27 protein-coding genes are annotated in these 24,847 nt (G+C 49.8%); 20 read left to right on the top strand and 7 right to left on the bottom strand.

From position 1 onward, the window contains the following. Positions 1-4 precede the first annotated feature (4 nt). Positions 5-1,024 carry a Gfo/Idh/MocA family protein gene (locus J2X61_RS03010; protein ID WP_310185817.1) on the top strand — a complete coding sequence of 340 codons (1,020 nt, stop codon included), beginning with the start codon at positions 5-7 and terminating at the stop codon, positions 1,022-1,024. Positions 1,025-1,078: 54 nt separating this feature from the next. Here the strand turns inward: J2X61_RS03010 and J2X61_RS03005 are convergent, their stop codons facing one another. After that, positions 1,079-1,201, bottom strand: coding sequence for a hypothetical protein (locus tag J2X61_RS03005; RefSeq protein WP_274465879.1), 123 nt, complete (start codon positions 1,199-1,201; stop codon positions 1,079-1,081). A 161-nt stretch (positions 1,202-1,362) separates the two neighbouring features. Here J2X61_RS03005 and J2X61_RS03000 point away from each other — a divergent pair, with 161 nt between their 5' ends. Beyond that, positions 1,363-2,745 (top strand): MATE family efflux transporter, encoded by a 1,383-nt coding sequence (locus tag J2X61_RS03000; RefSeq protein ID WP_274465878.1) that lies wholly within the window; start codon positions 1,363-1,365, stop codon positions 2,743-2,745. Positions 2,746-2,914: 169 nt separating this feature from the next. Here the strand turns inward: J2X61_RS03000 and J2X61_RS02995 are convergent, their stop codons facing one another. The 3 genes from J2X61_RS02995 to J2X61_RS02985 all read right to left on the bottom strand — a co-directional run bounded on the left by J2X61_RS02995 (position 2,915) and on the right by J2X61_RS02985 (position 5,549). Further along, positions 2,915-3,679 (bottom strand): MerR family transcriptional regulator, encoded by a 765-nt coding sequence (locus J2X61_RS02995; RefSeq protein ID WP_274465877.1) that lies wholly within the window; start codon positions 3,677-3,679, stop codon positions 2,915-2,917. A gap of 94 nt (positions 3,680-3,773) precedes the next feature. Then, entirely contained in the window at positions 3,774-5,177 is a 1,404-nt protein-coding gene (locus tag J2X61_RS02990) for an amino acid permease (protein WP_310185814.1), read from the bottom strand. Positions 5,178-5,252: 75 nt separating this feature from the next. Next, positions 5,253-5,549 carry a Rieske (2Fe-2S) protein gene (locus J2X61_RS02985; RefSeq protein ID WP_274465875.1) on the bottom strand — a complete coding sequence of 99 codons (297 nt, stop codon included), beginning with the start codon at positions 5,547-5,549 and terminating at the stop codon, positions 5,253-5,255. A gap of 97 nt (positions 5,550-5,646) precedes the next feature. On the opposite strand from J2X61_RS02985, the gene J2X61_RS02980 reads away from it, so the two are divergent. From J2X61_RS02980 to J2X61_RS02965, 4 genes are all read left to right on the top strand, one after another. Then, entirely contained in the window at positions 5,647-6,747 is a 1,101-nt protein-coding gene (locus J2X61_RS02980) for a threonine aldolase family protein (protein ID WP_274465874.1), read from the top strand. 71 nt (positions 6,748-6,818) lie between these two features. After that, positions 6,819-7,727 carry an ATP-dependent DNA ligase gene (locus tag J2X61_RS02975; protein WP_274465873.1) on the top strand — a complete coding sequence of 303 codons (909 nt, stop codon included), beginning with the start codon at positions 6,819-6,821 and terminating at the stop codon, positions 7,725-7,727. A 93-nt stretch (positions 7,728-7,820) separates the two neighbouring features. Next, the gene (locus J2X61_RS02970) at positions 7,821-8,510 is read left to right on the top strand and encodes a metal-dependent hydrolase (RefSeq protein ID WP_274465872.1); all 690 of its coding nucleotides are present in this window, start codon (positions 7,821-7,823) and stop codon (positions 8,508-8,510) included. Positions 8,511-8,532: 22 nt separating this feature from the next. Next, positions 8,533-8,862: a Dabb family protein gene (locus J2X61_RS02965; protein ID WP_274465871.1), complete on the top strand. Its 330-nt coding sequence runs from the start codon at positions 8,533-8,535 to the stop codon at positions 8,860-8,862. 21 nt (positions 8,863-8,883) lie between these two features. Here the strand turns inward: J2X61_RS02965 and J2X61_RS02960 are convergent, their stop codons facing one another. Beyond that, a complete protein-coding gene (locus tag J2X61_RS02960) occupies positions 8,884-9,291 on the bottom strand; it encodes a helix-turn-helix domain-containing protein (protein ID WP_396135394.1) in 408 nt (135 codons plus the stop codon). Positions 9,292-9,609: 318 nt separating this feature from the next. On the opposite strand from J2X61_RS02960, the gene J2X61_RS02955 reads away from it, so the two are divergent. From J2X61_RS02955 to J2X61_RS02915, 9 genes are all read left to right on the top strand, one after another. Then, on the top strand, positions 9,610-9,816 hold the full coding sequence (locus J2X61_RS02955; RefSeq protein WP_274465869.1) for a helix-turn-helix domain-containing protein: 207 nt from the start codon (positions 9,610-9,612) through the stop codon (positions 9,814-9,816). A gap of 433 nt (positions 9,817-10,249) precedes the next feature. Then, complete coding sequence (locus J2X61_RS02950; protein ID WP_274465868.1) at positions 10,250-11,113, top strand: MurR/RpiR family transcriptional regulator; 864 nt, start codon at positions 10,250-10,252, stop codon at positions 11,111-11,113. Between the two features lie 12 nt (positions 11,114-11,125). Then, the gene (locus J2X61_RS02945) at positions 11,126-12,454 is read left to right on the top strand and encodes an ABC transporter substrate-binding protein (protein WP_274465866.1); all 1,329 of its coding nucleotides are present in this window, start codon (positions 11,126-11,128) and stop codon (positions 12,452-12,454) included. Between the two features lie 51 nt (positions 12,455-12,505). Then, the gene (locus J2X61_RS02940; protein ID WP_310185806.1) at positions 12,506-13,231 is read left to right on the top strand and encodes a carbohydrate ABC transporter permease; all 726 of its coding nucleotides are present in this window, start codon (positions 12,506-12,508) and stop codon (positions 13,229-13,231) included. Next, a complete protein-coding gene (locus J2X61_RS02935) occupies positions 13,225-13,464 on the top strand; it encodes a carbohydrate ABC transporter permease (RefSeq protein WP_310185803.1) in 240 nt (79 codons plus the stop codon). The genes J2X61_RS02940 and J2X61_RS02935 overlap by 7 nt, the downstream gene beginning before the upstream one ends. 13 nt (positions 13,465-13,477) lie before the next feature. Continuing rightward, positions 13,478-14,293 (top strand): carbohydrate ABC transporter permease, encoded by an 816-nt coding sequence (locus J2X61_RS02930; protein WP_274465864.1) that lies wholly within the window; start codon positions 13,478-13,480, stop codon positions 14,291-14,293. Beyond that, entirely contained in the window at positions 14,294-15,775 is a 1,482-nt protein-coding gene (locus J2X61_RS02925; protein ID WP_274465863.1) for an arylsulfatase, read from the top strand. Between the two features lie 255 nt (positions 15,776-16,030). Next, positions 16,031-16,321 (top strand): DUF2325 domain-containing protein, encoded by a 291-nt coding sequence (locus J2X61_RS02920; protein ID WP_274465862.1) that lies wholly within the window; start codon positions 16,031-16,033, stop codon positions 16,319-16,321. Positions 16,322-16,363: 42 nt separating this feature from the next. Next, positions 16,364-16,792 carry a DUF4395 domain-containing protein gene (locus J2X61_RS02915; RefSeq protein WP_310185799.1) on the top strand — a complete coding sequence of 143 codons (429 nt, stop codon included), beginning with the start codon at positions 16,364-16,366 and terminating at the stop codon, positions 16,790-16,792. Positions 16,793-16,875: 83 nt separating this feature from the next. On the opposite strand, the gene J2X61_RS02910 is transcribed toward J2X61_RS02915, so the two are convergent. Together J2X61_RS02910 and J2X61_RS36560 are read right to left on the bottom strand one after the other, a co-directional pair. After that, positions 16,876-20,166: an S-layer homology domain-containing protein gene (locus tag J2X61_RS02910; protein ID WP_310185797.1), complete on the bottom strand. Its 3,291-nt coding sequence runs from the start codon at positions 20,164-20,166 to the stop codon at positions 16,876-16,878. A 1,137-nt stretch (positions 20,167-21,303) separates the two neighbouring features. Further along, positions 21,304-22,047: a spore germination protein gene (locus tag J2X61_RS36560; RefSeq protein ID WP_483861666.1), complete on the bottom strand. Its 744-nt coding sequence runs from the start codon at positions 22,045-22,047 to the stop codon at positions 21,304-21,306. Between the two features lie 386 nt (positions 22,048-22,433). Between J2X61_RS36560 and J2X61_RS02895 the strand changes: the two genes are divergently transcribed. From J2X61_RS02895 to J2X61_RS02875, 5 genes are all read left to right on the top strand, one after another. After that, positions 22,434-22,610, top strand: coding sequence for a hypothetical protein (locus tag J2X61_RS02895; RefSeq protein WP_274465857.1), 177 nt, complete (start codon positions 22,434-22,436; stop codon positions 22,608-22,610). A 725-nt stretch (positions 22,611-23,335) separates the two neighbouring features. After that, entirely contained in the window at positions 23,336-23,641 is a 306-nt protein-coding gene (locus J2X61_RS02890) for a PadR family transcriptional regulator (RefSeq protein WP_274467420.1), read from the top strand. After that, positions 23,641-23,988 (top strand): DUF1048 domain-containing protein, encoded by a 348-nt coding sequence (locus tag J2X61_RS02885; protein WP_274465856.1) that lies wholly within the window; start codon positions 23,641-23,643, stop codon positions 23,986-23,988. The genes J2X61_RS02890 and J2X61_RS02885 overlap by 1 nt, the downstream gene beginning before the upstream one ends. Positions 23,989-23,997: 9 nt before the next feature. Next, positions 23,998-24,315 carry a DUF1048 domain-containing protein gene (locus tag J2X61_RS02880; protein ID WP_310185792.1) on the top strand — a complete coding sequence of 106 codons (318 nt, stop codon included), beginning with the start codon at positions 23,998-24,000 and terminating at the stop codon, positions 24,313-24,315. A gap of 137 nt (positions 24,316-24,452) precedes the next feature. Beyond that, entirely contained in the window at positions 24,453-24,833 is a 381-nt protein-coding gene (locus tag J2X61_RS02875) for a winged helix-turn-helix transcriptional regulator (RefSeq protein WP_274465854.1), read from the top strand. Positions 24,834-24,847 lie beyond the last annotated feature (14 nt).

The raw sequence follows: 24,847 nt of genomic DNA, 5'->3' as shown, positions 1-24,847 counted from the left end.
ACATATGTTGAAGATCGGATTAATCGGCTTAGGCTTCATGGGAAGAACGCATCTGGAGAACTACATTCGTCTTGAATCGGAAGGAGCCCCTATTCAAGTTGTGGCATTGTGCGACGTGGACGTCGAGAAGCTGGAAGGCAACGCTTCGGGAGGCAACATCGATACCGGTGCAGCCGCTATCGACTACAGCCGTTTCAACAAATATACGAGTGTTGCGGAGATGTTGGAGAAAGAGCAGCTGGATTGTGTGGATATGACGCTGCCGACTTACCTGCACCGCGATATTTCCATTCAATGCTTGAATCAGGGGATTCATGTGCTGGTTGAGAAGCCGATGGCGCTGAACGCGCAAGAGTGTAAGGAAATGATCGAAGCCGCCGCACAGAACGGCAAACAGTTGATGGTCGGTCAATGCTTGCGCTTCTGGCCTGCCTATGAGTATTTGAAAGAGCTGGTTGTGAATGAATCGTACGGCAAAGTGTTAGCGGGCTATTTCTATCGCGGCGGCGGTACGCCGACATGGGGGCCGTGGCTGCTGCAGAAGGCGAAGAGCGGCGGAGCGCTCCTTGACATGCATGTGCATGACATCGATATGATCAACTGGCTGTTCGGCAAGCCGGAGTCCGTATCCAGCTTGGCTCGCAACGTTGTGCCGGGCAGCGGCTATGATATCGTTTCTACGAACTATCTGTATGAAGACGGCAAAGTGATCAATGCGCAGGCCGATTGGACGCTGCAAGGGGATTATGGTTTCGATATGCAGTTCCGGGTTAACTTCGAGAAAGGGAATATCGTTTTCAATTCCGACGGGTTGAAAGTGAATGTGAACGACGGCCCTGGCTTCAAGCCGGAGATTTCAGAAGAAATGGGCTATTACCAGGAGCTCAAATATTTCGTAGAAACGTTAATCGCCGGGCAAACGGTCACTACAGCCGAACCTTCCAGCACGATGGACAGCATTGTCATAGCGGAAGCGGAAATCGAGTCGGCGGACAACCGCGGGGCATGGGTTCGCGTGAAGTAAAGCAGAGAAAAACCTTGGACACCTCTAGGGAGGTAACCAAGGTTTTTGTTTGTGTTATTTGTCCGGATGCTTATCCGCGTCATCGATGCCATTATGGCTGTTATTATTGTTTTTATTGTCCTCGCTTGCTTTCTGACCCTTGGGTTGGTTGTTTTGATTTTTTTGCTTGTTCGCCATGTGCGCACATCCTTAGCCTGTTATTTGTTAGTTGAAACCTTCATTTATTGTGGGCTCATTGGCGGCAAATATGCGAGAAGGACGTTGGTGGATAATAGCAATTGACTGAAATCGCTTACGTATCCTACACTGAAAGCATTTGAAATTGAGGAGCGTACCCAATGATAGACACCCAGTCAACAGCTACATGGAAAAAATTAAGTCTATTCGCGGTCACGTGGCCGATCTTCATTGATTCCGTTCTTCGTATGATGCTCGGTACGGCGGATGTATTCATGTTAAGCCGGATTTCGGATGAAGTGACCGGAGCGGTTGGTCTGGCGAATGAAATCATCGTCTTCTGCATCCTCATGTTCGGATTTGTTGGGATCGGAACGAGTGTGGCCGTGGCTCAAAATTTAGGAGCAGGCCGAGCCAAAGAAGCGAGCCGCATCTCCGCTCTGGCGATTACGATCAATTTGCTCTTCGGTATCGTAGTGAGCATCATCTTGGTTGCTTTCGGCGAATCGATCATGCAGCTGATGAATTTGGCTCCGGATCAAATTCACATCGCCAAGCGTTATCTCAACCTTATCAGCGCGTTCATCTGGATTGAAGCTCTATCGTATGCGATATCCGCCGTGCTTCGGTCGAATGGTCAGACGAGAGACGTCATGTATGTGACGCTCGGAGTTAATATCATTCATGTGGTCGGTAACATGCTGCTCATCTTCGGTAACCTCGGTTTCCCTGAGTGGGGAGTAACGGGTGCCGCGGTTTCTACGGTTGTAAGCCGATTCTTAGGACTTATCGTATTACTTGTTATCTTGTATCGCCGTATTCCCGCACCGATTCGTTTCCAAGACTATTTCACCTTCGATAAGAGGATTGTGAAGCAAATCCTTAGCATCGGGCTGCCGTCCGCGGGCGAGCATCTGTCCTGGCAGTCCCAATACTTGATGATCGTCAGCTTCGTCAATATTATCGGGCAAGTGGCATTAAGCACGCATGTGTATGTCATGAATGTCACGAACTATTTCATGGCCCTCGGTATGGCGATCGGCATGGGGACGGAAATTATCGTCGGGCATATGGTAGGCGCGGGAGAATTCAAAGCCGCCTATCATAAGTTAATTCGCAGCTTGCGGATCACGTTCCTGATGACATTCGTCGTTGTCGGAATAGCTTCTCTCTTCCGCAAACAATTGCTGGGGCTGTTCACAAATAATCCGGACATTATCGCGCTAGGTTCCGGAATCTTGCTATTATCTATCATTTTGGAGCCGGGTCGAACGTTTAATCTGGTTGTGATCAATTCGCTACGTGCTGCCGGTGATGCCAGATTCCCCGTTGCCATGGGCGTTCTGTCCATGTGGGGCGTTGCCGTACCGCTTGCGTACTTCCTGGGCATCCATATGGAAATGGGCCTTCTCGGCGTCTGGATCGCCTTCGCCGTCGACGAATGGCTGCGCGGCTTGATTATGTATTTGCGGTGGAGAAGCCGCGTCTGGGAGAGCAAAGCGCTGGTCAAACCGATCGGCAGCGGCGTGATGGCCGAAACATAACCGAAAAGCACAGGGCCCTTACGGGTTCCCTGTGCTTTTTGGATTGGAGGTAGACATACACACGGCTGCTGGTGGCTGGTGTAATACTATTCTATTCAAGTTTCTTTTAAATAACTGGATGTTTGAAGGATAGAGTAGAAAAAATGCTAGTGTCCCGATAACTGGGCTTCTACCGCTTCTGACCGGTATAGATGCGGATGGCGTCCCGCAGAAATTCGGCTGTGCCCGGTTGGTTGGCATCGTAGTAGGCTCTGAAGCGCTCATCATCGACATACATCTGGGCCAGGCCCGCATGGGCTTCCGGACTGTACTCGTGCCAGTAGTAAGTGAGCCATTGCTTATGCAAATGTGCGGCTTGCTGAGCCGCTTCGCTCGCGGGATCGGCCGTGCGGAAGGCTTCGGCTAATGCGGCTGTCACCTCATTGGCGAGCCGGGTCACCTCGTCATGCTCCTCTTGTGTCATATTCATCACTCGCTGATTGGATCGGTTGACGGCATCTTCCCCGTACTTCTCGCGAATTTCTTGGCCGTATTTCTTCTCGTTCTCATCGATCAGCTGTTGTTTGAAGCCTTCGAATTTCTCTGTATTCGTCATAGATATTCTCCCTTCCTGTGAGGCCATGGTCTTTTCAACATTGGCAATCAGCTTATCGAGCTGATTTCTTTTGTCGAGGAGCTGCACATAGTGCTGTTTCAAAGCATCGGCTCCGTTGAAGGCGGGGGAAGTGACGATTTCTTTAATGCGATCCAGACCTACGCCTAATTCTCTATAAAATAAAATCTGCTGCAGCGCATCCACTTCCGCCTGACCATAGATTCGGTACCCGGATGAATTGATTCTCGCCGGCTTAAGAAGTCCAATTTCATCATAGTAGCGAAGCGTTCTGGTACTGACGCCGGCCAACTTGCCTAGACTCTGTACGGTGTATTCCATGTGTTCACCTCCTGACATCTTCACTCTACAGCTTTACGCAGCGTCAATGTCAAACACTTTCTCAGCAGTCATTCGGTTGCGAATAAGAGGATGACTAAGTCGCTCCTTCCCCCTTATCGGGGTTGCGCAAAGGCAGCTTGTCAGGGCGAAAAGAGGATATGCCACTCGCCGGCGCTTCTTTCTTCCACTTGAAATGGAGGATGATTGCAATGACGGCGATGATAAGGACGAATAGCAGGCTGGTCCAGAAGCCGGGCCGGCTCATCGGATGCACCAGCGTCCCTGATATTGCGGCCAGGATCAGCAGCATGCCGGTATATCGTTTCACCTTGCCCAACAAGGTTAACGTTAATAAACGTCCGGACGACAGGAGAATGAATATCCAATTCAAAAGCAGCATAATCCCGGCGGCCGTTGTCACATTCGCATACAGTGATTCCGGCAGTAATAGTGCCATCAGCACGGCAGCCGTCATCCCGCCTGTTGTGAATCCGATCGCGGCAAGCGGCATTTGGCGTCGGCCGCTTGTCTTTCCGGCGAACAGAGATGGCGCATTACGCGCTTCCGCCAGCGTGACGAGAATCGTCGTAATGGCGAAGAGGGAAGCGACCATGGTCGAGAAGCCGGCGATGATGAAGATCGCATTAAATGCATGCGGCACATAAGGGAGATTATATGGGGTTAGTGCCGATTGAAACGGACTTTGCTTGTCCTGAAAGGCATGGAGCGGCAATAACGTGAAGGCCAACGCCAAAGAAGCGATATAGATGACGCCTAACAGGACGATCATCACTTTCCCCGCTTTCGGAGCCTCTTCCGGCCGCTTCAGCCTCGTGGCCATGATGCCCATAATTTCGATGCCGCCGAATGAATAAAAGGCATAGATAAGAGAAGACCAAGTACCTTGCAGTCCATTGGGCAGGAGATGCCGTTGTTCCGTTGGGAATTTCGGCGGATGCGTGCCGGACATGAATCCGAGGACTGCAGAGCCGGCAAGGACTAGAAATATCAGGATGGCGGATACCTTGATGATCGCCATCACGATTTCGGTGCGTTCGAAGAACCGCGGACCGAGCAGAATGACGCCTAGACCTAGTAAAGCGTAGCCGGAAGCAAGTATCCACATGGGCAGCTGCGGAAGCCAGAGGCGGGTAAACAAAGATAAGGCGGTTAACTGGCTCCCCATAATGAGCAATTCGGAGCACCAGTACACCCACCCTGAGCAGAAGCCGGCCCAGCGCCCGAAGGCCTGTGTCGCATACGTGTGGAAGGAGCCTTGCGCAGGATCTTTCCCTATCAATTGGGCTAGTAAATCGAAAACCATATAGGCTCCGAGAGCGGCGAGCAAGAACATGAACAGGAAGGACGCGCCGCCTGCTTGAATGCCTATGCTGGAGCCTAAATAATAGCCGGTACCGATTGTACAAGCTACGCCTAATAAGGTTAATTGCCACCACACCATTCCGTGGGGCTTCTCTTTGTTCGTCTGGTCGGTCATGCAGCCTCCTAAAGCCGTTCGTAGAATAACAACAGCTGTTATTATAGCTTGACCACTGGTAAAATATACGGTAGATCACCCCATCAGCGCGAATAGCTGATTGTCTTTGAGGATGACGTCGTAGGAAGCCAGTCTGGCGCTGGGAACATTATGGCAGCGGCCTGTATGTGACTCAAATGTCCAGCCGTGCAAGGGACACTCAAGTTCTCCGTCAATAAGATCTACGGTGTAGCCGCCATGCGGACATATGCTGGAGAATAAGCTGTACTGCCCTTCATCCGGATGCACCAGGAAATACAGATCGCCGTTAAGCTGAACTTCTACGGGAAAAGCGGTATATTGATCTCTAGGACCTATGAGAATTTCTTTCATGACGGTGTCTCCTTTTCAGTCGGCATTATCATGATTATAGGCTACGATTGATCGGATACCAAGAGAGATATGTGACATACGAAGGAGTACGATCCAAATGAACAAAATCAATCCATTATTAGAAGCGTTTCAGCAAACCGCTTACCCGCTTGGCGGGCACGGCATGAGAAATGTTGAAGTCTTGAAGGAAGCTCTTCACGACATTGACGGTAGCTTGAATAGCGATACTTACGGCTCGGGTAAACTGATCGAGGATTTTCAAGAGGAAATGGCTGCCTATTTGGGCAAACAATCGGCAGTATTTTTTCCAAGCGGAACGATGGCTCAACAAATTGCGCTGCGGATCTGGTGCGACGAGAAGGAACTCAAGCGAGTGGCCTATCACCCTCTGAGCCATTTGGAAATTCACGAGGAAGACGGCTTGAAGGAGCTGCACCATATTGAAACCATCCTGCTTGGCGAGAAAGACAGGCTGATTCGTCTTGAAGATGTGCGCCAATTGAAAGAGGAGATCGCTTGCTTGCTGCTGGAGCTGCCGCAGCGCGAAATCGGCGGCCAGCTGCCGGATTACGAAGAGCTGGTTGCGATTTCGGCGTACTGCCGGAACAGCGGGATTAAGCTTCATTTGGACGGAGCGAGACTCTATGAGATTCTTCCGTACTATCAGAAATCGGTACATGAGATCTGCGCGTTATTCGATAGCGTATATATGTCGTTCTACAAAGGAATCGGCGGCATTGCGGGCGCAATTCTAGCCGGGAGCGAGGAATTCACGAAGCGTTCGAAAGTTTGGAAAAGGCGCCATGGCGGCGATTTGATTAGCTTATATCCGTATATCCTGAGCGCCAGTTATTATTTGAAGCGGCGGTTGCCGAAGATGGCCGAGTATTATGAGGGAGCCAAAGAGCTTGCCGCACTTTATAACAAAGTCGACGGTGTAGCAACGCTACCGGTTACGCCGGTGACGAATATGTTCCACGTTCATGTCGGCATATCGAAAGAGAAACTGGAACCGCTGCTTATTCAGCTGTATGCAGAGACAGGCGTGGGTCTGACGCATTACCTTAGGGAGGCAAGTGAGAATTCGTGTTCCTATGAAGTGTCCATTGGAGACCGGTTTGCGAATGTGCCCCAAGATAAGCTTGAGCATGCCATGATGTGGTTGGACAAGAAACTGAGAGACATTCGGCATACGTAGTCGTATCGTAACGCGCGCTGTTGTTTAGAGCTATGGAAATTTCCCCAAACTGGTAGCAGGGGGGATCCTTCATGCTGTTTTCCGCGGTAAAACCGATGAACGCTGCGCTTGGCCAAGAGCCTTTTGATGACGATCGTTATATGTTTGAACCGAAATGGGACGGCTCGCGAATTCTCATACATAAGCAAGGCAGCCGCATTGAAGCCTACACGAGAAGCGGGCGGGTCGTCACCGGTAAATTTCCTGAGCTGCAGGAAGGGCTTGCGGCAATCCGCGCGCATAGCGCTATTTTGGACTGCGAGGGCATCGTGCTGCGCGGGGGTAAGCCTGTTTTTGACGATTTCATGTACCGGGACCGAATAAGCCAATCGGCCAAAATCAGCGGTGCCGTGCTTTCGCACCCGGCAACGTTCGTTGCCTTTGACATTCTGCAGACGGATCGTGAACTGCTTAAGGAGCCTTTGACAGAACGGAAAAAAGTGCTGCATGGCATCCTGGCTGCCAATTCCGTCATCCTGCCAACCCTGTATGTGGAAGGTCAGGGTAAGGCGCTGTTCGACTTAATGAAAGCCAAGCATATGGAGGGGATCGTCGCTAAGCGTAAAGATTCGCTCTATCGCTTGGATACCCGAAGCGCTGACTGGCAGAAGCTGAAATATGCCAAGTCAATTGATGTCATGGTACTTGGCTACAGGCTCATCCCGTTCGCTCTAAACATTGGCCTGAACTTCAGAACGGTCAAGAACAAGCCGGTGGGCATGGTAGAGGCCGGTTTGACGGAAGAAGACAAGAAGCTGTTTCTAGCGTTGGCAGAGCCGCTGCACACAGTCTTAGAGAAAGGGACGCAATGGATCGAGCCGAGGCTCGTCTGCAGAATCGACTATCTCGAGCGGTCCGATACCCACCAGTTAAGCGCGACGGTGTTTCGCTGTTTTTTGCCGGAGAAGGCTTCTGAGGATTGTGTATGGGGGTATGATTGAGACAGGCGTTCACAACGAAACGATGAATTTCAGCTTGGTTAATAAAGTATGGTAAAATAATTCAGAGCCTACCCCTATCAAAGGAGCGATACAATGGATATCATTTTTCATGGACAAAGTTGTGTAGAGATTCGTTTGCAGGAACATACGCTCATCATAGACCCTTTCTTGAATTATAACCCTGTGGCCGTAGTGAAGGCTGAGGAGATCAAAGCGGATTACATCTTGGTTACGCACGGCCACGGCGATCATCTAGGCGATACGCTGGAGATCGCGGCTAGCAATGATGCTACCGTCATTGCGCCGAACGACTTGGCGAGATACATCGGCTTTCAAGGCGCTAAGAATCATGGCATGGGCATTGGCGGTGACTACGATTTTCCTTTCGGCAATGTGAAAATGACACTGGCTCTGCATGACTCTTCTTATAACCCGCCTGGAACGACGGATAATATTTATACGGGGATGGCCAGCGGTTTCCTGATTACGGTTGAAGGGAAAACGATCTACCATGCAGGAGACACAGGCTTGTTCGGAGATATGCAGCTTATCGGCAAATTGAATAATATCGACCTCGCCTTTCTGCCGATCGGAAGCAATTACACGATGGGGCCGCGCGATGCTGTGATCGCTGCCCAGTTTCTGCAGGCCAAAACCGTTGTTCCCATGCACTACAATACATTCCCGGTTATTAAGCAGGACCCGCATGCATTCGTGGAAAGTTTGTCGGCTGAAGGCATAAAAGGGCTCGTCATGGAGCCTGGCCAGCGTATCACGTTGTAAGTTACATATGGAGGTTATCGCGATGTTCGAGCATTTGGTCTGTTTTCGCTTTAAGGAGCAATTGGCGGTTGAGAAGGAACAGGAATTGATTGAAACTTTGTTGGCATTCCGGCATCAAATTCCAGGCATTGTCGATGTGACAGCGGGGAGCAATGTGACGGAAGAGACGGACAATATCCGCGGGTACACGTTGGGACTGCGTGTGACGTTCCGGGACCGCGAGTCGCTCCAGCAGTACGGACCGCATCCGGCTCACCAGGCGTTCGTCCAATCGCTCGCCGGCATTATTGAGAATGTCATCGTAATCGATTACCCGATTCAATCCTATCAACAAGAAAAACCGGCTGAATAAGCCGGTTTTTTCTTATTCCGATTATGCCATGGGACCAAAGCCATCTTCCTCTTGATGATTGTCGTCTTCGGGATCCTCGGATTTCGCAGCATGCCGCTGTTTCCAGAACAGGACGGTGAGCATGCGCTCCACCCATTCCTTGTCTTCATCGGTGAGCAGCATGCCATCGAACATCAATTCGTTCTCGCGCAGGAAACGCCGCAGATTGACAGGATTGCTTTGATATTTCTCCGTTGAGGGCGGTGACTCCAGATAGCCGGCGAGATCCATCAATTCCGAGTAGGAAGTGTTGAGTCCTTCGGAAAGCTTCATTAATACATCAGGCGAAGGGATCCCGCGGTTGCCGTTCTCTAACTGGGAGATGTAGGCTGCAGAGACGCCGGAACGGTCGGCCAATTCCCTCAGGGTAAAGCCTTTTAATTTGCGCAAATCTCGTAATCTATCGTAGAAATACATCGTTTCAACCTCGCCGAGACAAAAAGTAAATTTTAGTAAACAATACAATAATTTCAGTATACAAAAGTAATATGAATCTTGCAAAGCATAAAAAATGAAGCGAAAAACGTTATATGAAGTAAACGATTATGATTGCAAAAGTTAAAGAGGTTGGTATATAATAGAAACAAGGGAACAAAATGAGAACGTGTTCTGAAAATGGATGGATGATGATGAATGGTTTAAGATTCAAACATAAATATAAGGGAATTTTATAAAGAATACGTTAATGATTGGAGGAGAGTTGGTTATATGAGGATCATGGCTAAAACCGAGGCGTTTATGAAGGCTCGAATTATCAAAGGTTACTCCCAGAGGGAGCTGGCAAAACACTCGGGATTAAGTCATTCCTATATCAGCTTACTGGAACGATCGCTTAAGTCGGTGGGACCTGCGACTGCGAAGAAGTTGAGTGATTTGTTGGGGAAGGATCTGGAGGATGTGTTTCGGATTGATTGATGGTAGCAAAATGGAGAACATTAGTTGAATACAACAGACTCGAACAACCTCTCATTAAAGAAAACCTAGAATGAATAGGACTAATGGGAGGTTTTACCCGATAAGCGGGGCGGACCTAAAGGGAAATTGCATTTCGAATAGATGGTGGAACTAGCATTTAAATTCCTAGTTGACGTATGGGAATTATGAGTATAAGATAAAAGCATTCGATTTCCTTTTAACATATACCGACTAGATGACTAGAGGTTCAGATAGGTGAGTTTATTCTACGCGTGTGGAATGAGCTGCCGGTCTGGGCTCTTTTTTTGTCTTAAAAGAGGGTCGAACCAAGCACTGTGCGTAGGATGCACAGATATTTTTAAGTCGGATCTGAAACATTTATTCACAGGTAAGCGAAATTGATGTAACAAAGTTTCTATGAGGAGGGAACGCATTGGTCAGAGGCGGGTTGATCAGTATACGGGAGGCGCTACATTCCCTGACGCCGATGGAACAGCAGGCTGCACGTTATATGCTGGACTATCCCGAGTCCGCGGTGGGGTGCTCTATTCAGAAGCTGGCCAAGGAGGCTGACGTCAGTGAGGCCACGATTATTCGTCTGGCACAATCGCTGGGGTACCAAGGCTTCAAGGAGCTGAAGCTGGCTATTGTTGCCAATGTTGCGGTTGAACGGAGCGAGCAGCACCCGTACCGGCAGTTTCAGGTTGACGGACCGACGGAGTCGCTGCTGGAGTCGATCTCCAATAACAACATAAAGTCGATTAAGGATACCTTGATGGTGCTGGATGCAGCGCAGGTTGAGCAAGCGATAGGGCTGCTCTCCGAAGCCCGTAAGATTGCGATCTTCGGCATCGAATCGTCGGCGGTGATTGCCGACGATTTCCGGCACAAGGCGAGCCGGCTCGGGATGTGGTGCGAGGTCGGCGCCAGCGAGGACGCGCAGGCGATTATCGCCGCCAATCTGACGGAAGGCGATGCCGTGCTTGCGATTTCTTATTCCGGGCAGACTGAAGCGGTGCTGCGGGCGATGGAAATCGCCAAGCGGAGAGGCGCGAGACTGATCTCCTTAACCCAGTTCGGCGTCAACCCGGTTGCGCAGATCGCCGATATCCCCCTTTTTTGCAGCACGGTGGAAAAGGACTTCCGCAACGGTGCGATGGCATCGCGAATCGCCCAGCTCAACGTCATAGACATGCTGTACGTCGGGCTGGTTCAACACAATTATGAAGGACATATTGAGACGCTGAACCGGACGAAGGAAGCGGTGCGGTATGCCCGCAACAAATCATCTCACTAGGAGGAAGATACGATGAACAAACGAACATTAAAAATCATCAATAAGCGCTCCTGCGCGGCGCTATTCTTAAGTGCAGCAGTGTTAAGCACGGTGGTGGCAGGCTGCTCGCAGCCCGCCGCTCCCGCTCAAGTTAGCCCTGCAGCTTCGGCCGGCGCTTCCGCGAAGGCCGTGACGAAGGAGAAAGTGACCCTGAATGTCGCTACTTGGGTGGAGGAATTGAAGGAGCCGTTCAAGCAAACTGTCGCCGTGTACAACAAGGATCACGGGAATGTGGAGGTCAATCTGACGGTTACGCCGGTCAAGGACTACTATACGAAGCTGCAAACTTCGCTGGTAGGCGGTGAAGGTCCGGATTTATTCCTGATGAACGGCCCGAACTTTTACAAATTTGCTTCGCTCAACCTGCTGACCGATTTGCAGCAGCTAGTCGAGCGTGACAAGTGGGATCTGTCCGTCTATCCGAAAGGGATCACGGAGCTGTACCGCTATAACAACAAGCAATACGGCATTCCTTATTTTCAAGGTACGGTCGGACTTTTTTACAATAAAGAGCTGTTCGATAAAGCGAGAGTACCGTATCCGGATGGATCGTGGACATGGGAGACGCTCAAGACAAATGCCGCGAAGTTGACGGATACCAGCCAAAAAATATACGGCTACATCGCCGCGAATGACGCTCAAACAGGCTATTATCCTTTGATTTATCAGGCAGGCGGTTCGGTCATCAGCGCCGATCACACCAAGTCCGGCCTCGATTTGCCGGAGACGCAGTCGGCCATTCAATTTATGAAGGATTTAATCGATCAAGGCATTTCGCCGACGGCCCAGCAGCAGGTGGAAACGAAACCGACGCAGCTGTTTGGCTCAGGTAAGGCAGCCATGGTGCCAGGCGGTTCGTTTGACGCTTCGACACTCTACAAAATGCTTGGCGACAAACTTGGCGTGGCAGAGCTGCCGGCCGGCAAGCAGCAGGGTTATTACATACATGGCTCCAGCTGGGTGATCAACAGCAAGTCCAAGCATCAGCAGGAAGCATGGGAGCTGCTTAAGGTGCTGACAGGCAAGGACGGGGAAGATCTTCTGGCGAAAAGTGCATTTAACTACCCGGCGCACAAAGGTTCTGTCGACCTATGGCTGCAATCGATTCCTGCGCTTGATATGAAGGCGTTTATCCGTACGGTGGACCAAACCGGTCCCTACCCAGTATCGAAAAATACAGCCGAATGGCAAAATTTGCTTATCGAGCAAATCACGAACGCGCTGCTTGGGAAAACACCGGTGACGGAAGCGTTAAACGTGGCAGCGGTGAAAATGAATGATTTACTGGCTAAGGAAAAGTAAAGCGAATCTTAAGCAGAGCGAATTAGCATTGAAGAGAAGGGAAGTCGTTCTATGTACAGCAAGAACTTAACGAATCCGGTAACCGCCCGCCCATCGGGGGCGAACGTGCGCGGACAGAGGTGGCGAAGCCGGACGGTGGAGGCGTGGTGGGCGTACGCTTTTCTATTCCCAGGCCTATTCTTTCTGGGCGTGTTTCATCTGCTGCCTGCAGCGGCTTCCGGCGTGATTTCGGTTCTGGACTGGGATGGTCTTGGGAAACCGTCTTTTAACGGGCTGGGCAATTATACGGACCTGCTGAAAGATGAGCATTTTGTGGCATCGTGTTTGCATACTCTGCTGTTTGCTGTGGTGAGCGTGCCGCTGTCGATTGCACTTGCCACACTCGCGGCCGTCGCCTTGAACCGGCAGATAGTTGGCCGCTCCTTGTACAGGACGCTGTATTTCATCCCTGTCGTGACGATGTCCACGGCAGTCGGACTGATCTGGAAATGGCTTTATAATTCGGACTACGGCCCGATTAACGCCATGCTGCATGCGCTGCGGCTGCCGGAGCCGAATTGGCTGTCCGATCCGCATTGGATTATGCCTTCGATCGTGTTGGTCAGCGTATGGTCGACGTTGGGCCATCATATGATTGTGCTGCTGGCCGGTCTTCAAGGAATCTCATCCAGTTATTACGAGGCGGCCGAGATGGATGGAGCGGGACGGGCGTATACCTTCTTTTGCATCACGTCACGCTGCCACTCTTGTCCCCAAGTTTGTTCTTCGTTGTGTTGACGGCCACGATTCAGGCTTTGCAGCTGTTCGATCTTGTGTTCGTAATGACAGGAGGTAATCCGGCTCTGCTGGATACTTCGCGCAGCGTCGTTTATAACGTCTATGAAGAAGGATTTACGTTGTTCCATATGGGCTTTGCCTCTGCGCAAGCAGTCGTGCTGTTTGCAGCCATTCTGGCGATAACGGTTGTACAGCTGAGACTGCAGCGCAGATGGGTGCATTATACAGGATGAGGAGATGAGACGGATGAAAGACGATCGTTTATTGACACATCTAGGCCTGCTGGCCGGCGCCTTGCTCATGGTGCTCCCCTTCTTGTGGATGGCGCTGACTTCAGTCAAAACCTTCGCTGAATCGATGCACGCTCCGCCGACGTTGTTCCCGGCGGTCTGGCAGTTCGCAAATTACATCAAAGTGTTTCAAACGACAGATTTGCTGCGCTATCTCGGGAATACCGTGCTGGTCACAGTAGTGAAGACGGCGGGACAGCTGCTGTTCTGTTCGATGGCAGCCTTCGCCTTTGCGACGCTGCGCTTTCCTTGGAAGAACACGCTGTTCCTGCTGATGCTGTCCGTGATGATGCTGCCGCATCAATTGACACTGGTGCCGACCTTTCTGCTCATCAAACAGCTTGGCTGGTTGAACACGTATCAAGCGCTGATCGTGCCCGGGCTGGCAAGCGCTTTTGGCATCTTCCTACTGCGCCAGTTTTTCCTCTCCCTTCCAGCGGAGATCGGGGAGGCGGCCAAGGTGGACGGTTTCTCGTACCCTCGTATATATTGGAGCATCTACATGGCCTTGTCCCGGCCTGGGCTGGTGTCGCTGGCGATCTTTGTGATCATTGCCTCGTGGAACGATTTCCTCAACCCGTTGGTGCTGACTTCTTCGGATCAAATGAGGCTGCTTTCGCTTGGGGTAGCCAGCTTTGTCGGCGAATTTGCGACGGATTACCCGCTGATGATGGCGGCCGCTTGCATCGCTGTGCTGCCGTTAATTGTAATTTTTATGGTGCTGCAGCGCTACTTTATACAAGGAATTGCTTTGACGGGAGTGAAAAGCTGAATGACAAACGTGATTTTGCTGATGACGGATCAACACCGGGCCGATGCGCTGGGATGCTACGGTAATCCGATTGTAGAAACGCCTAATCTCGATTGGCTGGCGTCACAGGGAACGCGCTTTACGCAGGCATATACGCCGTCTCCCTCCTGCGTACCAGCCAGAGCGGCGCTGCTCACCGGCATGGACCCTTGGCACACGGGCATTCTCGGCATGGGGCGGGGCCAGGGGCCGATGGGCGTTGGCTTTGCCCATACGCTACCGGGTGAGCTTGCGGGGGCCGGGTATCAGACGTTCGGTGTCGGCAAAATGCATTTCTACCCGCAGCGGGCGCGCAATGGCTTCCAGGAGACTGTGCTGGATGAATCCGGGCGAGAAGAGGATCCAGGTTTCGTGTCCGATTATCGGCGGTGGTTTTTGCAGCAGCGGAGCGGGCCTTACGACATTGTCGATCACGGCATCGACTGGAACAGCTGGATGGCCCGGCCTTATCATGCGCCGGAATCGCTGCACCCGACGGTCTGGACGGTGAACGAGGCGCTCTCGTTCCTCGAGCGGCGCGACCCCTCCCGGCCGTTCTTCCTCAAGGTATCGTTCGCCCGGCCACACTCGCCTTATGATGCGCCGGCATCGTATTTTGACATGTACCGGGACAAGGCGATCCCCGAGCCTTACCGGGGAGACTGGGACGGACTGCACGACGATCCTGCGGAGGCGCTGCGGCCTGACGCTTGGAGAGGCGTCAAGAACCATGAGCTAATCCGGCGCGCCCGGATCGGGTACTACGGGTCGATCACGTTCATCGACCATCAGCTTGGCCGGCTGTTCGGCGCTTTGAAAAAACAGCGATTGTTTGATTCCACTTTGTTCGTCTTTCTGTCCGACCACGGCGATATGCTTGGTGATCATCATCTGTGGCGCAAAACCTATGCTTACGAAGGTTCGGCGCGAATTCCGCTGATCATCAAGCCGCCTGGTCAGGGCGGCAGCAGCCCTGTGCAGACCGTCTCGAAGGCAGTGGCAATTCAGGATATCATGCCGACTATCCTCGACATGCTGGGGCTGGCTATTCCCACCACCGTGGACGGCATCAGTATGAAAGGTCTCCTGCAAGGGGAGACTGCGCACAAGCGTGAATTCGTTCATGGCGAACATTCGACGTGTTACTCGGAGGAGCAGGAGATGCAGTACGTGACGGACGGAAGGTTTAAGTACATCTGGTTCCCGCGCCTCGGGACGGAACAGTTCTTTGATCTGCGATCCGATCTCAGTGAGAGCGCCGATCTGGCAGACCACCCTGACTGGCAGGAGGAAGCAGCGTTGTGGCGCCGACGTCTCGTTGAGGTATTGGAACAGCGAAATCTCGGGCTGACTGACGGAGGCAAGCTAGTGTCCCAGGCAGGAAAGCCGTTCATCGTTTCACCGCACTATCAGGCGCGGCTGGAGGCATCCTCTTTTGATTGGCAGCGCTGGGAAAGAAAATAGTTTGTCTGTTATGTTGGCCAATTAATTATCCAATGGTTCTCTACACAAGGTTACCGTACCCGGAAAAGATTAACCGAATAATCGGTAAATAAGTATAAAGAGAATAGGGGCGCCGAATGATTGTAATTCGGTTAGCCCCTTTTGGTTATAATTAATTCCGACTAAACCTATTGACTTTATTGAATAATGAGTTACGATATGAATAACAGATTGCGGAGCGTTTAAAGAGAAATTTATTTGAATGGAGGAATTGAAATGAAGACGGTTGCGATTATAGGCGGAACACAAACCAATACTTTCAAGAAACTAGGCGAGAAGCGCGGTTTAATTGTAGAGCATCATAATGGCAAAACGGGCGGAGGCTCGGTAGAAAGCTACTTTCAACGTATTATTAATCATGCTGATGTGATAATCATCTTAAAAGGTGCGATCAAACATACTTCGATGTGGGCCGTGAGGGAGCTTGCGGAGAAAAAGGGGAAGAAGCTTGATTACCATGATGGCTTTGGCGCGACTGGAGCACTTGAAAAGGCTTTGCAATTATAATTATTCCTTTTGGTCCTATTTAAGAAAGGTGGTCGATCCTGTATGAACACGGTCCCTCCATCCATTCCCCGGCCTTTGGTCCGAGCTAACCAATGGGTAATTGTTTTGTCAGTCCTGTTCTCCTTGGTCACAGGGGGCTACTGGATTATGGCTGTACCTTTGATAGCCGGATTGATGGGAATTGTTTTTGATTTCAATCCTATTATGCGGGCGGCAAAAGGCTTCCTCAAAAAAAAACCTTCCGAATACATACCGGAAGATAAAGCACAACAGAAGTTTAATCAGCTATTAGCTGTCCTTTTTTTGTTAATTGCATTCATCAGTCACTTGCTGCATTGGACGCTGTTGGCTTATGCCGCTTCCGCGATGGTTGGTCTAGCCGCTTTCATAGCCATACTGGGATTTTGCATCGGTTGTTTCATCCACTATCAGTGGTCCCAATTTCGGTACCACAATAGAAAACACGATTGATTGAAGGACAACCCTTATGTGGGGGAACGAAGTTGAGACCTTAAAAAAAGGAAGAGCACTCTTAGAGGCTCTTCCTTTCTATTTTAGGGCTGACGCGCTGCAAGACGCTGCAGCAGGACGACGGCCTCCGCTCTGGTCGTGGAAGCTTGCGGTTGGAAAGCGTTGCCCGCTTGGCCCTGAACCAGCTTCGCAGATAGGGCGGAGGCGATCCAGCCCTTCGCCCAGCCGGCGATGCGGGCATCATCCGCGAAGCCGGTTGCGGCTGCTTGCGTCTCTGCAAGTCCGGCCGCTTTGGCGATCATCACCGTAGCTTCCGTACGGGTGATGCTGACGTCCGGCCGGAAGGTGCGGTCCTCATAGCCGCTCAGGATGCCGGCTTGTACAGCGCTGGCGACTGCGGGAGAAGCCCATGCCGGTATGCTCGAGGCATCGGCGAACGGTAGGCTCTGTCCGGCAGGGAGATGCAGGACGCTGCTCAGCAAGACGGCGAATTCTGCGCGGGATACCGCTCGATTCGGCAGGAACGTGCCGTCGGGATAACCGCTAATCCAGCCTTGTGCAGCGCTGCTGCGAATAATTTGTTCGGCCCAATGGCCGGTAATATCCGACAATACGAGGGGTTTGCTTTCCGCAGCAGGGAGGACGGCAAACAGGGTGAAATGATCCGTCTCTCCCGTAATCAGGGATCCTTCCGCTTTGCTTGGAAGCTTCGTCCACTGCTTGGTTGCTTCATCGTAATAGAAAACAGCAGGGCGCTTCTCTTTGCTAAGATCAGCCGTGAAGGTCAGCGAAATCGGTACGGCGAATTTGCCGGTTACATCTTTCGTTAATCTATAAGCCTCACTAAGCAGAGCTTGTCCTTGGGTAATCAGCTGCTGCGCATCGGTTCCTGCGCGTTTTACCGTAATCGTTGTCGGCACTTTCACGGCACCCGCCGGAATCTGCACGGTAAGTCCTTCAAAGGTGAAGGTGTACGCTTTACCCGGTTCAACATAGAATTGACCTGGCGGTGTGACAGGAGCAGCGGGAGCAGCAGCGCTATCTGAGTTTGAGGCTTCACTCATATTCGTAATCTCGATGACGACCGCTTGCTCGTTGCCCGCCAAATCCGAAGCGTAGACGGTATATTTGCCGTTTTGTGTTACGGGAATGAGTCCGGAAGCAGGTACATCCGTTCCAAAAGCAGGATCGGCAAAGCTGCTTATAGCAAGGTCTCCCCGCGCCCAACGCAAGCTGTTGAGCGTGTTGCCCGTGCCTTCTTCATAAACCGAAGCGGTGACGGTCAGTGTGACGCTGCTTACTCCAATGCTTTTTGGCGTGTAATCCAGGGCAATCACTGGCAGCTGGGTCACAATATTCGCTATGGTGATCGTTTCAACCTTCTGATTGCCGGCCATATCGATGGCATAGACAGTGTAGGTACCATTGTGCGTAACATGGAAGCTGCCGGTCAACGGAATCGCTGTGCCAAAACCCGGTGCAGCAAAATCAGCCGCGCTTCTTGCGCCTTCCGCCCATTGCAAATCAGCAATGGCATTGCCTGTGCCTGCATCCGCCGCTTCTGCGGTGACGGTAACGTCGACACCGGTATGTACAAGCTCTTTTGGATTAAAATCCAACAGCATCGACGGATTTTGCGTAATAATATTCGTGATCTCCAATGTGGAAACGGCTGTATTACCTGCTGCATCCTTGGCATAGATGGTATAAGTGCCGTTATCTGTCACTTGGAAAGCACCGGCGGTTACGACAGTCCCGCTGCTTGTGAAATACGATGCCGGATGCGTACCTGCCGCCCATTTGAGCGAGGTTAGCGCACTTCCGGTTCCGTCTGCCGTGACGTTAACCGTAATCGGCCCATTGGTAGGCGTTGTTGTCGCCGGTACCGAAAGAATGGCAGGCACAATGCCGTCAATCACAATACCGGAAAGCGAGGGAACCCCGGCAATCGTCAACGGCACGTCTTGGCCGATCGAAGTAATGGTGGCTGACGGAGCAAGGGATAAAGCGGTTCCGACTTCGATGCCGTTCGGATCGGTGTCACCTGTCTGGACGATGTAGCGGAATTTAAGCTTGGTCGGTTGTCCGGCGGGCTGTCCGGTATAGACGGCGTTGACATCCGTCCCAGCGAGATGAAGCGGCAATACCGGGGTGCCGGAGATTGTGACCGGCTGGGTATAGGTAACGGTGAAGTCCATGGGTTCACCTAAGCCATAAGTGCCGTTAGAAGGAACCTGTAACGACTGAATTTCCGGTGTTGGAACATTGATATTCATGCGGTACAAGCCTTGTGAGATGCCGTCCGGTGAGGTGACCCGAATCAGAACCGGGTTGCTGCCAAGTGTTAAAGCGACGTTGTTGGAGCTCGTTCCGTTAAAAGTGACCGTCGCATCAGGTGTTGAAGGGGTTGCCAGAATTGTGGCCGCACCTACAGGCGTACTCAGCGATGGCGAATAGAGGCCGGTGCCGGACTGGAAGCCGCGCATCGAATTGGAAGAGCCGGGCGTGCTTAAAGTTAAGCCGCTGAGTGTTAAATGAGCGAAAGTTGCAAGCGGCGTTGGGTAGCCGGTACCGTCTATAATCTCCCAGCTATGTCCGCTTCCGAATTGCCAGCCGCCGGCTGTAAAGGTTGATTTGGTCATTAAATCATTCGTGGTTTTACCTAGGCCTCCACCATAAGTAATGGCTTGCCCGCTGGTTGCCATATCCCAGAAGGAATGAGTAACCACGTCAGCGACCGTTGTAGTGCCAATGAGGCCTCCGGAGCTGCCCGCTGCTGCGGATACGTAAGCAGCGGAGAAGGAGTAGTCCACAAGGCCGGATGAAGGTGTTGCTGCGATGAGGGTCCCGATTAGACCGCCTGCGTGATCCTGGCCATACACCGCGCCCTGAACGGACACGGAGCTGACAGGCGTATCTTCGGCATACCCGATCAAACCGCCGACATGGTCTCTCCCTGTCACTTGCACATTCACTAGCGCGAAGTCATGGAGCTGCGCGCTGTTCGTGCGTCCGAAGAATCCAACTTCGTCCGCTGAGGGCTGACTGATGGTTACATTGGCGATGGTGTGATGATTTCCGTCAAATACACCGTTGAAAGGTGTCACACTGCTGCCGATCGGTGACCAGTTGCTGATGCCTGCAGCTGCCAGATTGAGATCGGCATCCAGCCGGTAGAAGTCGCTTAGCTTATAGCCCTCCGTTAAATTGCCAATACTGGCCAGCTGTTCAGCGGATGTAATGCGGTGTGGATAGCCAGCCGTCCCGGCATCCCGGATCACGGTCAGCTCATACTCAGCGCTAGCGCCATCGGTATCCGTGACTTTGATGGTAATTGAGTTTGACCCCGGATTCAGTGGGATGCTTTCAACCATACATCAGCTGCTGAAGCACTCGGTATGTAAACCAACGGGGTAACCGTTAGTGTAACGAACAACGAAAGTGCAAGCAGGAGAAAGGTAAGCTTTCTTATCATATTTTTCACTCCTTTACATTAGAAACTTAAGTAAACTGGCTAAAAGAAATTAAAATCCTCTACATGTATCGGCAAAATTTACCTAAATTTGTAGAGAAAACTTTAACATGTTTTTCTACCCGCTCTGCTGTCTCTCATCATTTAATTGACAGTCGCACCGAATGTTGAGGCTCGCGTGCCGCAATCGAGAAAACTAAAAAACACAACGTGCCCAAATGACCTTGAAGGGTATTTGGGAGTTGTGTTTTGATACGTTTAATAAAGTTGAAAAGAAGAAATAGCTAATTTTAACCTAACTTTGTTCAAATAACTGGGAACATTAGTTAACAACGGGGAGCAGACCGCCGCGGTGCCGGCAACTGCTCCCTGTTTTATTGAGGTCACTTTCTTTCAATATTGCAAACCCCGGCATTATAAAGAGTTGAACCAATGTAATGGAACCCTGAACAAAAAATTAGGATTTGTTTCGATTTAGAACGCAAGTGGAGTTCTTTACACTGTATACAATAGTACATTGAATCACCTCGGTGTTACATAGGCAATTTGTTGTGTCGGACGTCAAGAGCAACGTCAACGTAGTTCTACATGAATTTCTGCATCATCTTTTATTGAAATTTGCTTCTTTTCACAACAACTTGAACATACACCTGTTCGATAAACATAGCCTGAAATGCGCTTATAATCCGTTTTAAAAAAGTACATCACATAATCTTCGGGTACAATTCTGCAGCATTCACAACAGTAATACGAGTTTGTATGATCCATACAACGCACTCCTTTCAAAATTTAAATGCGATGCCAGAAATCTCAACAGTTATGTACTCCAGCTGCTTGACGATAATCCGTTTACTCATAGTCTACAATAACGATTATAGTTCTACTTGCAAAGAATATATAAGCGCTTTCAATCATGTTGTTAGGCTGAATCAATCTTTCGTACTCATTACCGGTGACGATAGTTGTATAAAGACACCGCGGCAGCCGGCCATGATGAATCGACTGCCGTGCCCGCGTCTGGTTGGTTTCTGCTCCTTTACTATTCCGGTTTTTGCTGATCACTCATTCGTACCGTATCCTGTGCAATGACGGTCGTCGATCCTTCATCCATAAGGGTAGTCGCAGCAGCAAATCCCGCTGCTCTGAAGGGCGAAAAGGACTGACCGGCGCCAAGTAGGGTTCTCCGAAGGAGCGGAGCGAAAGCGCGTGCAACAACAGTACGAAAAACATCGTGTGGAGTATTATCGGTTAAAATCGCGACTCGCCCTTCAAGGAGTGCAGATGCTACTTCGTCTGGCCGTTCCGTGCTCTGTACTGTATCGAACGGGGAGAGAGGTGCGTCTTCAATCAACTCTTCGATGTAGCCGCTTTCCAGAATAGCATCAATCTTTATGCGCCCCAGCCTCTGTTTTACCACTTCGACAAGCCCTTCTTTAACCAGATCCTGAATGTAAGCAATATTTATATCTGTCTTCGATCTTGTTCCGATCACCATTGCGTCAAGACGCAGCATCGGGTCCTTGATCCGTCTGCGAACAAGCGCCGTATTGGTCCGTAGACTTTCTGTGAAGCCATCTCTTGGTCCTCGTACGTTATTTTCAGTTGCAGGTTCCTCAACGCCTCTATCCTTGAAACCTTTAGAACTAACAAGATTAGCTTGTTCAATACCCTCAATAACGACCAAAGTATCGCCGGATAAGACGGCAGCGATACCGTCACCAATCGTATTGCATGTTTTTACACCTGCATTAAACATAAGACGCTTTAAAATCTCTTTAGCCATGTTGAATGGTTTAGGTTCTTCAATCAGTTCGCTGCTATATACGACTAAAATAAGCTTGTTGCATCATTTCATGCATAGGTGACAAACCAACAACCTCCATTCTTGTGAAAAGTGGAATAAGCGGAAAACAAACCATTCGAAGATATCAAGAAGAACTGAAAAAGAAACGTATTAATCCGGATGCTTAAATATAATGGTAAATATAACTATCAATAGTATTATTTTTTGTACAACTTTTTAAATTATTCCGCTTTTCTAAGAATAAAGCGCTCCTTATCCCACAAGTGCATATCTGATTTTAGACAGCCTAAAAGGACCGTAGAGGTTTATCCTCACGGCTTCTTTCCCATACTTAATGTGAGATCTTCAAAGGGGAGGTTCATCTTATGCTGGAAGAAAATAACCATTTAAACGAAGCTGAGATTGAAATCATATTGAATGCCCTTCATTTGTCGAAGGAAACATTGTTAACGGTGTACACGAAAGATTGGCTTCAAGTAAAAATGAATAACATTATGGATAAGCTTGACGCTCAACAAAAGGAACTGGAAAGAAATCACTAAAATAATGCTAAAATAAGCACTAGAAAGCCGTAGGACATGAGCTTGCGGTTCTTTGCGTTGTAGTATGTAAGCTCATGAGTACTATTAATATTTAGTACTTACACATAAGTACAATGAATGATAAGTTAAACTTGAAGGTGATAAAATGAAGCTGCCTTATAAACTGGGTTATCTAATAACAGTATTATGGTTCTTCTCGACTTTGTATGGATTTATTAACTTTGATTCAGATAATGAAAGTAGAAAGGTTGATTTAGTTTTATTATCTGCTTTTCTTGGGCTGACTTTGTTCCCGATTTATTTCATATGCATTTTTGTTTACTACCGTATATGTAAGAGAACCTCTTGAATCGATGTTGTTATATAGCCCCAAAAAAAAGAACCCGGACAAATAAAAAACCGGGTTTTTGTTGCGTATTTGAAGTATATGACCGTGTGTTTAACAGGGTTACTTCGATTTCTTTTGTTCCCCAGCTTTATTGGATGACGTCGTATGCTTCGGGTTGTTCGTGTCTTTAGTTCTGCTCATTTCATTGTTCACCTCCCGTCTTATTCCTAAAAAGTATTTCTCCAAACCGCAATCCTTATTAGAAAATAGTTATATTTCGGTGCAAACGTCATTGACAAACTAACTACTGCGTGATACTTTATAGTGGTAGTAAGTAATACTTCATACCAGTCATACAGAATAGCAAGGAGTGATTGTGCTGGAAAACCTAACGGAAATGCTCAAAGGCGTGCTTGAGGGCTGCGTCCTTGAAATTATCAGCCGCAAAGAAACCTACGGCTACGAAATCACGCGGCAGCTGAACGCCCTCGGCTTCACAGATGTTGTGGAGGGGACGGTATACACCATTCTGATCCGCCTTGAAAAGAACAAGTTGGTGGAGATCACCAAGAAGCCCTCGGACATGGGACCGCCGCGAAAATTCTTCGCCATCAATGAAGCGGGGCGTGAGGAGCTGCGGGCATTCTGGGGGAAATGGGAGTTCGTATCATCAAAAATTAACGAGTTAAAGGAGAGAAAATAATGAATTTTTGGGAAAAAATCACCGGCAGCGACATGACGAAGGAAATGAAAGGTTTTGAATCGCGAGCCCAAAAGCTGCCGGCTGATTATCAAGCGGCATGGGGAGAAATTAATGCCAATCTTTGGCCGCACTCCGATTTCACCGGTCGCAACCTCATGCCAATTCTTGATGGTGTGCTTGGCCTGCTCGAAGAAACGGCGGCGGACGGACAGCGTGTCCATGAGGTTTTGGGCAACGATATCAAGGGCTTCTGTTCAGCGCTGGCCGGCGAAGAAGGGGCAAAGTCTTATCGCGATAAGTGGCGCGAGCAGCTCAATGCGAATATTGCCAAAAAATTAGGTAAATAGGAGGATAACATGAGAATACAAGATATCATCCAAGGCAAAAAAGAGTGGCGAGCGCATGTGGCGCGTGTCAAAGCGCTCCCGCAAGATTATCAGATTGTTTATAAAGAGATTCAAAAATATTACTTTAAGGTTGGCCCTGTTGAGTTAACCGACGGGACGGGTTTGCTTGCGGGGATTATCGATCTTTTTGAAGAGGGCGCGGCCTCGGGCAAAGACGTGCTCGAAGTGACGGGAAGCGATCTAGCTGCTTTCTGCGACGACCTAATCAAAGATTCAAAAACTTACGCTGACATCTATCAAGAATCGGTTGACCCCAAAGAGCGTTAGTTTTGAAATAAGGGGCTGGTTACGAATAGCATAATATTTTGGTTATATATATAATGTTGAATAGAGCCATTTAATAGCTCCAATTCATCAGGAGTTACCAAGACCTAAGTCGAAATATTCGAAGAGGGGCAAGTTGCGTGGATAAAACGGAAAAAATATACAACACGGCAGTGGAGGCAACTTTAGAGGTAATCGGCGGGAAATGGAAGCCTGTGATTCTCTTTCATTTGACATTCGGTAAGAAACGCAATCATGAATTTAAGAGCTTGATTCCCGCAATTACGCAAAAGATGTTAACGCAACACCTCAGGGAGCTTGAAGAAGAAGGCATCATCCTACGAATTTCCTATAATGAGGTACCGCCTAGAGTTGAGTATGAATTGACAGACTACGGCTGGAGTCTCAAGGAACTGCTGCATCTCATGTGCCGTTGGGGGGATTCGCATATAGAGAGAAAGTACGAGGGAAAGGCTTCGGTACTGGCTAATCCAATGCTTACAGACGTAAATAACAGCTAAGAAACCGACCCACT

Origin of the sequence: Bacillus sp. 3255, assembly GCF_031456485.1 — a bacterium.
GTDB lineage: Bacteria > Bacillota > Bacilli > Paenibacillales > NBRC-103111 > Paenibacillus_E.
The sequence above is the reverse complement of the archived record's forward strand: the minus strand, read 5'-3'. Positions and strand labels throughout refer to the sequence as shown.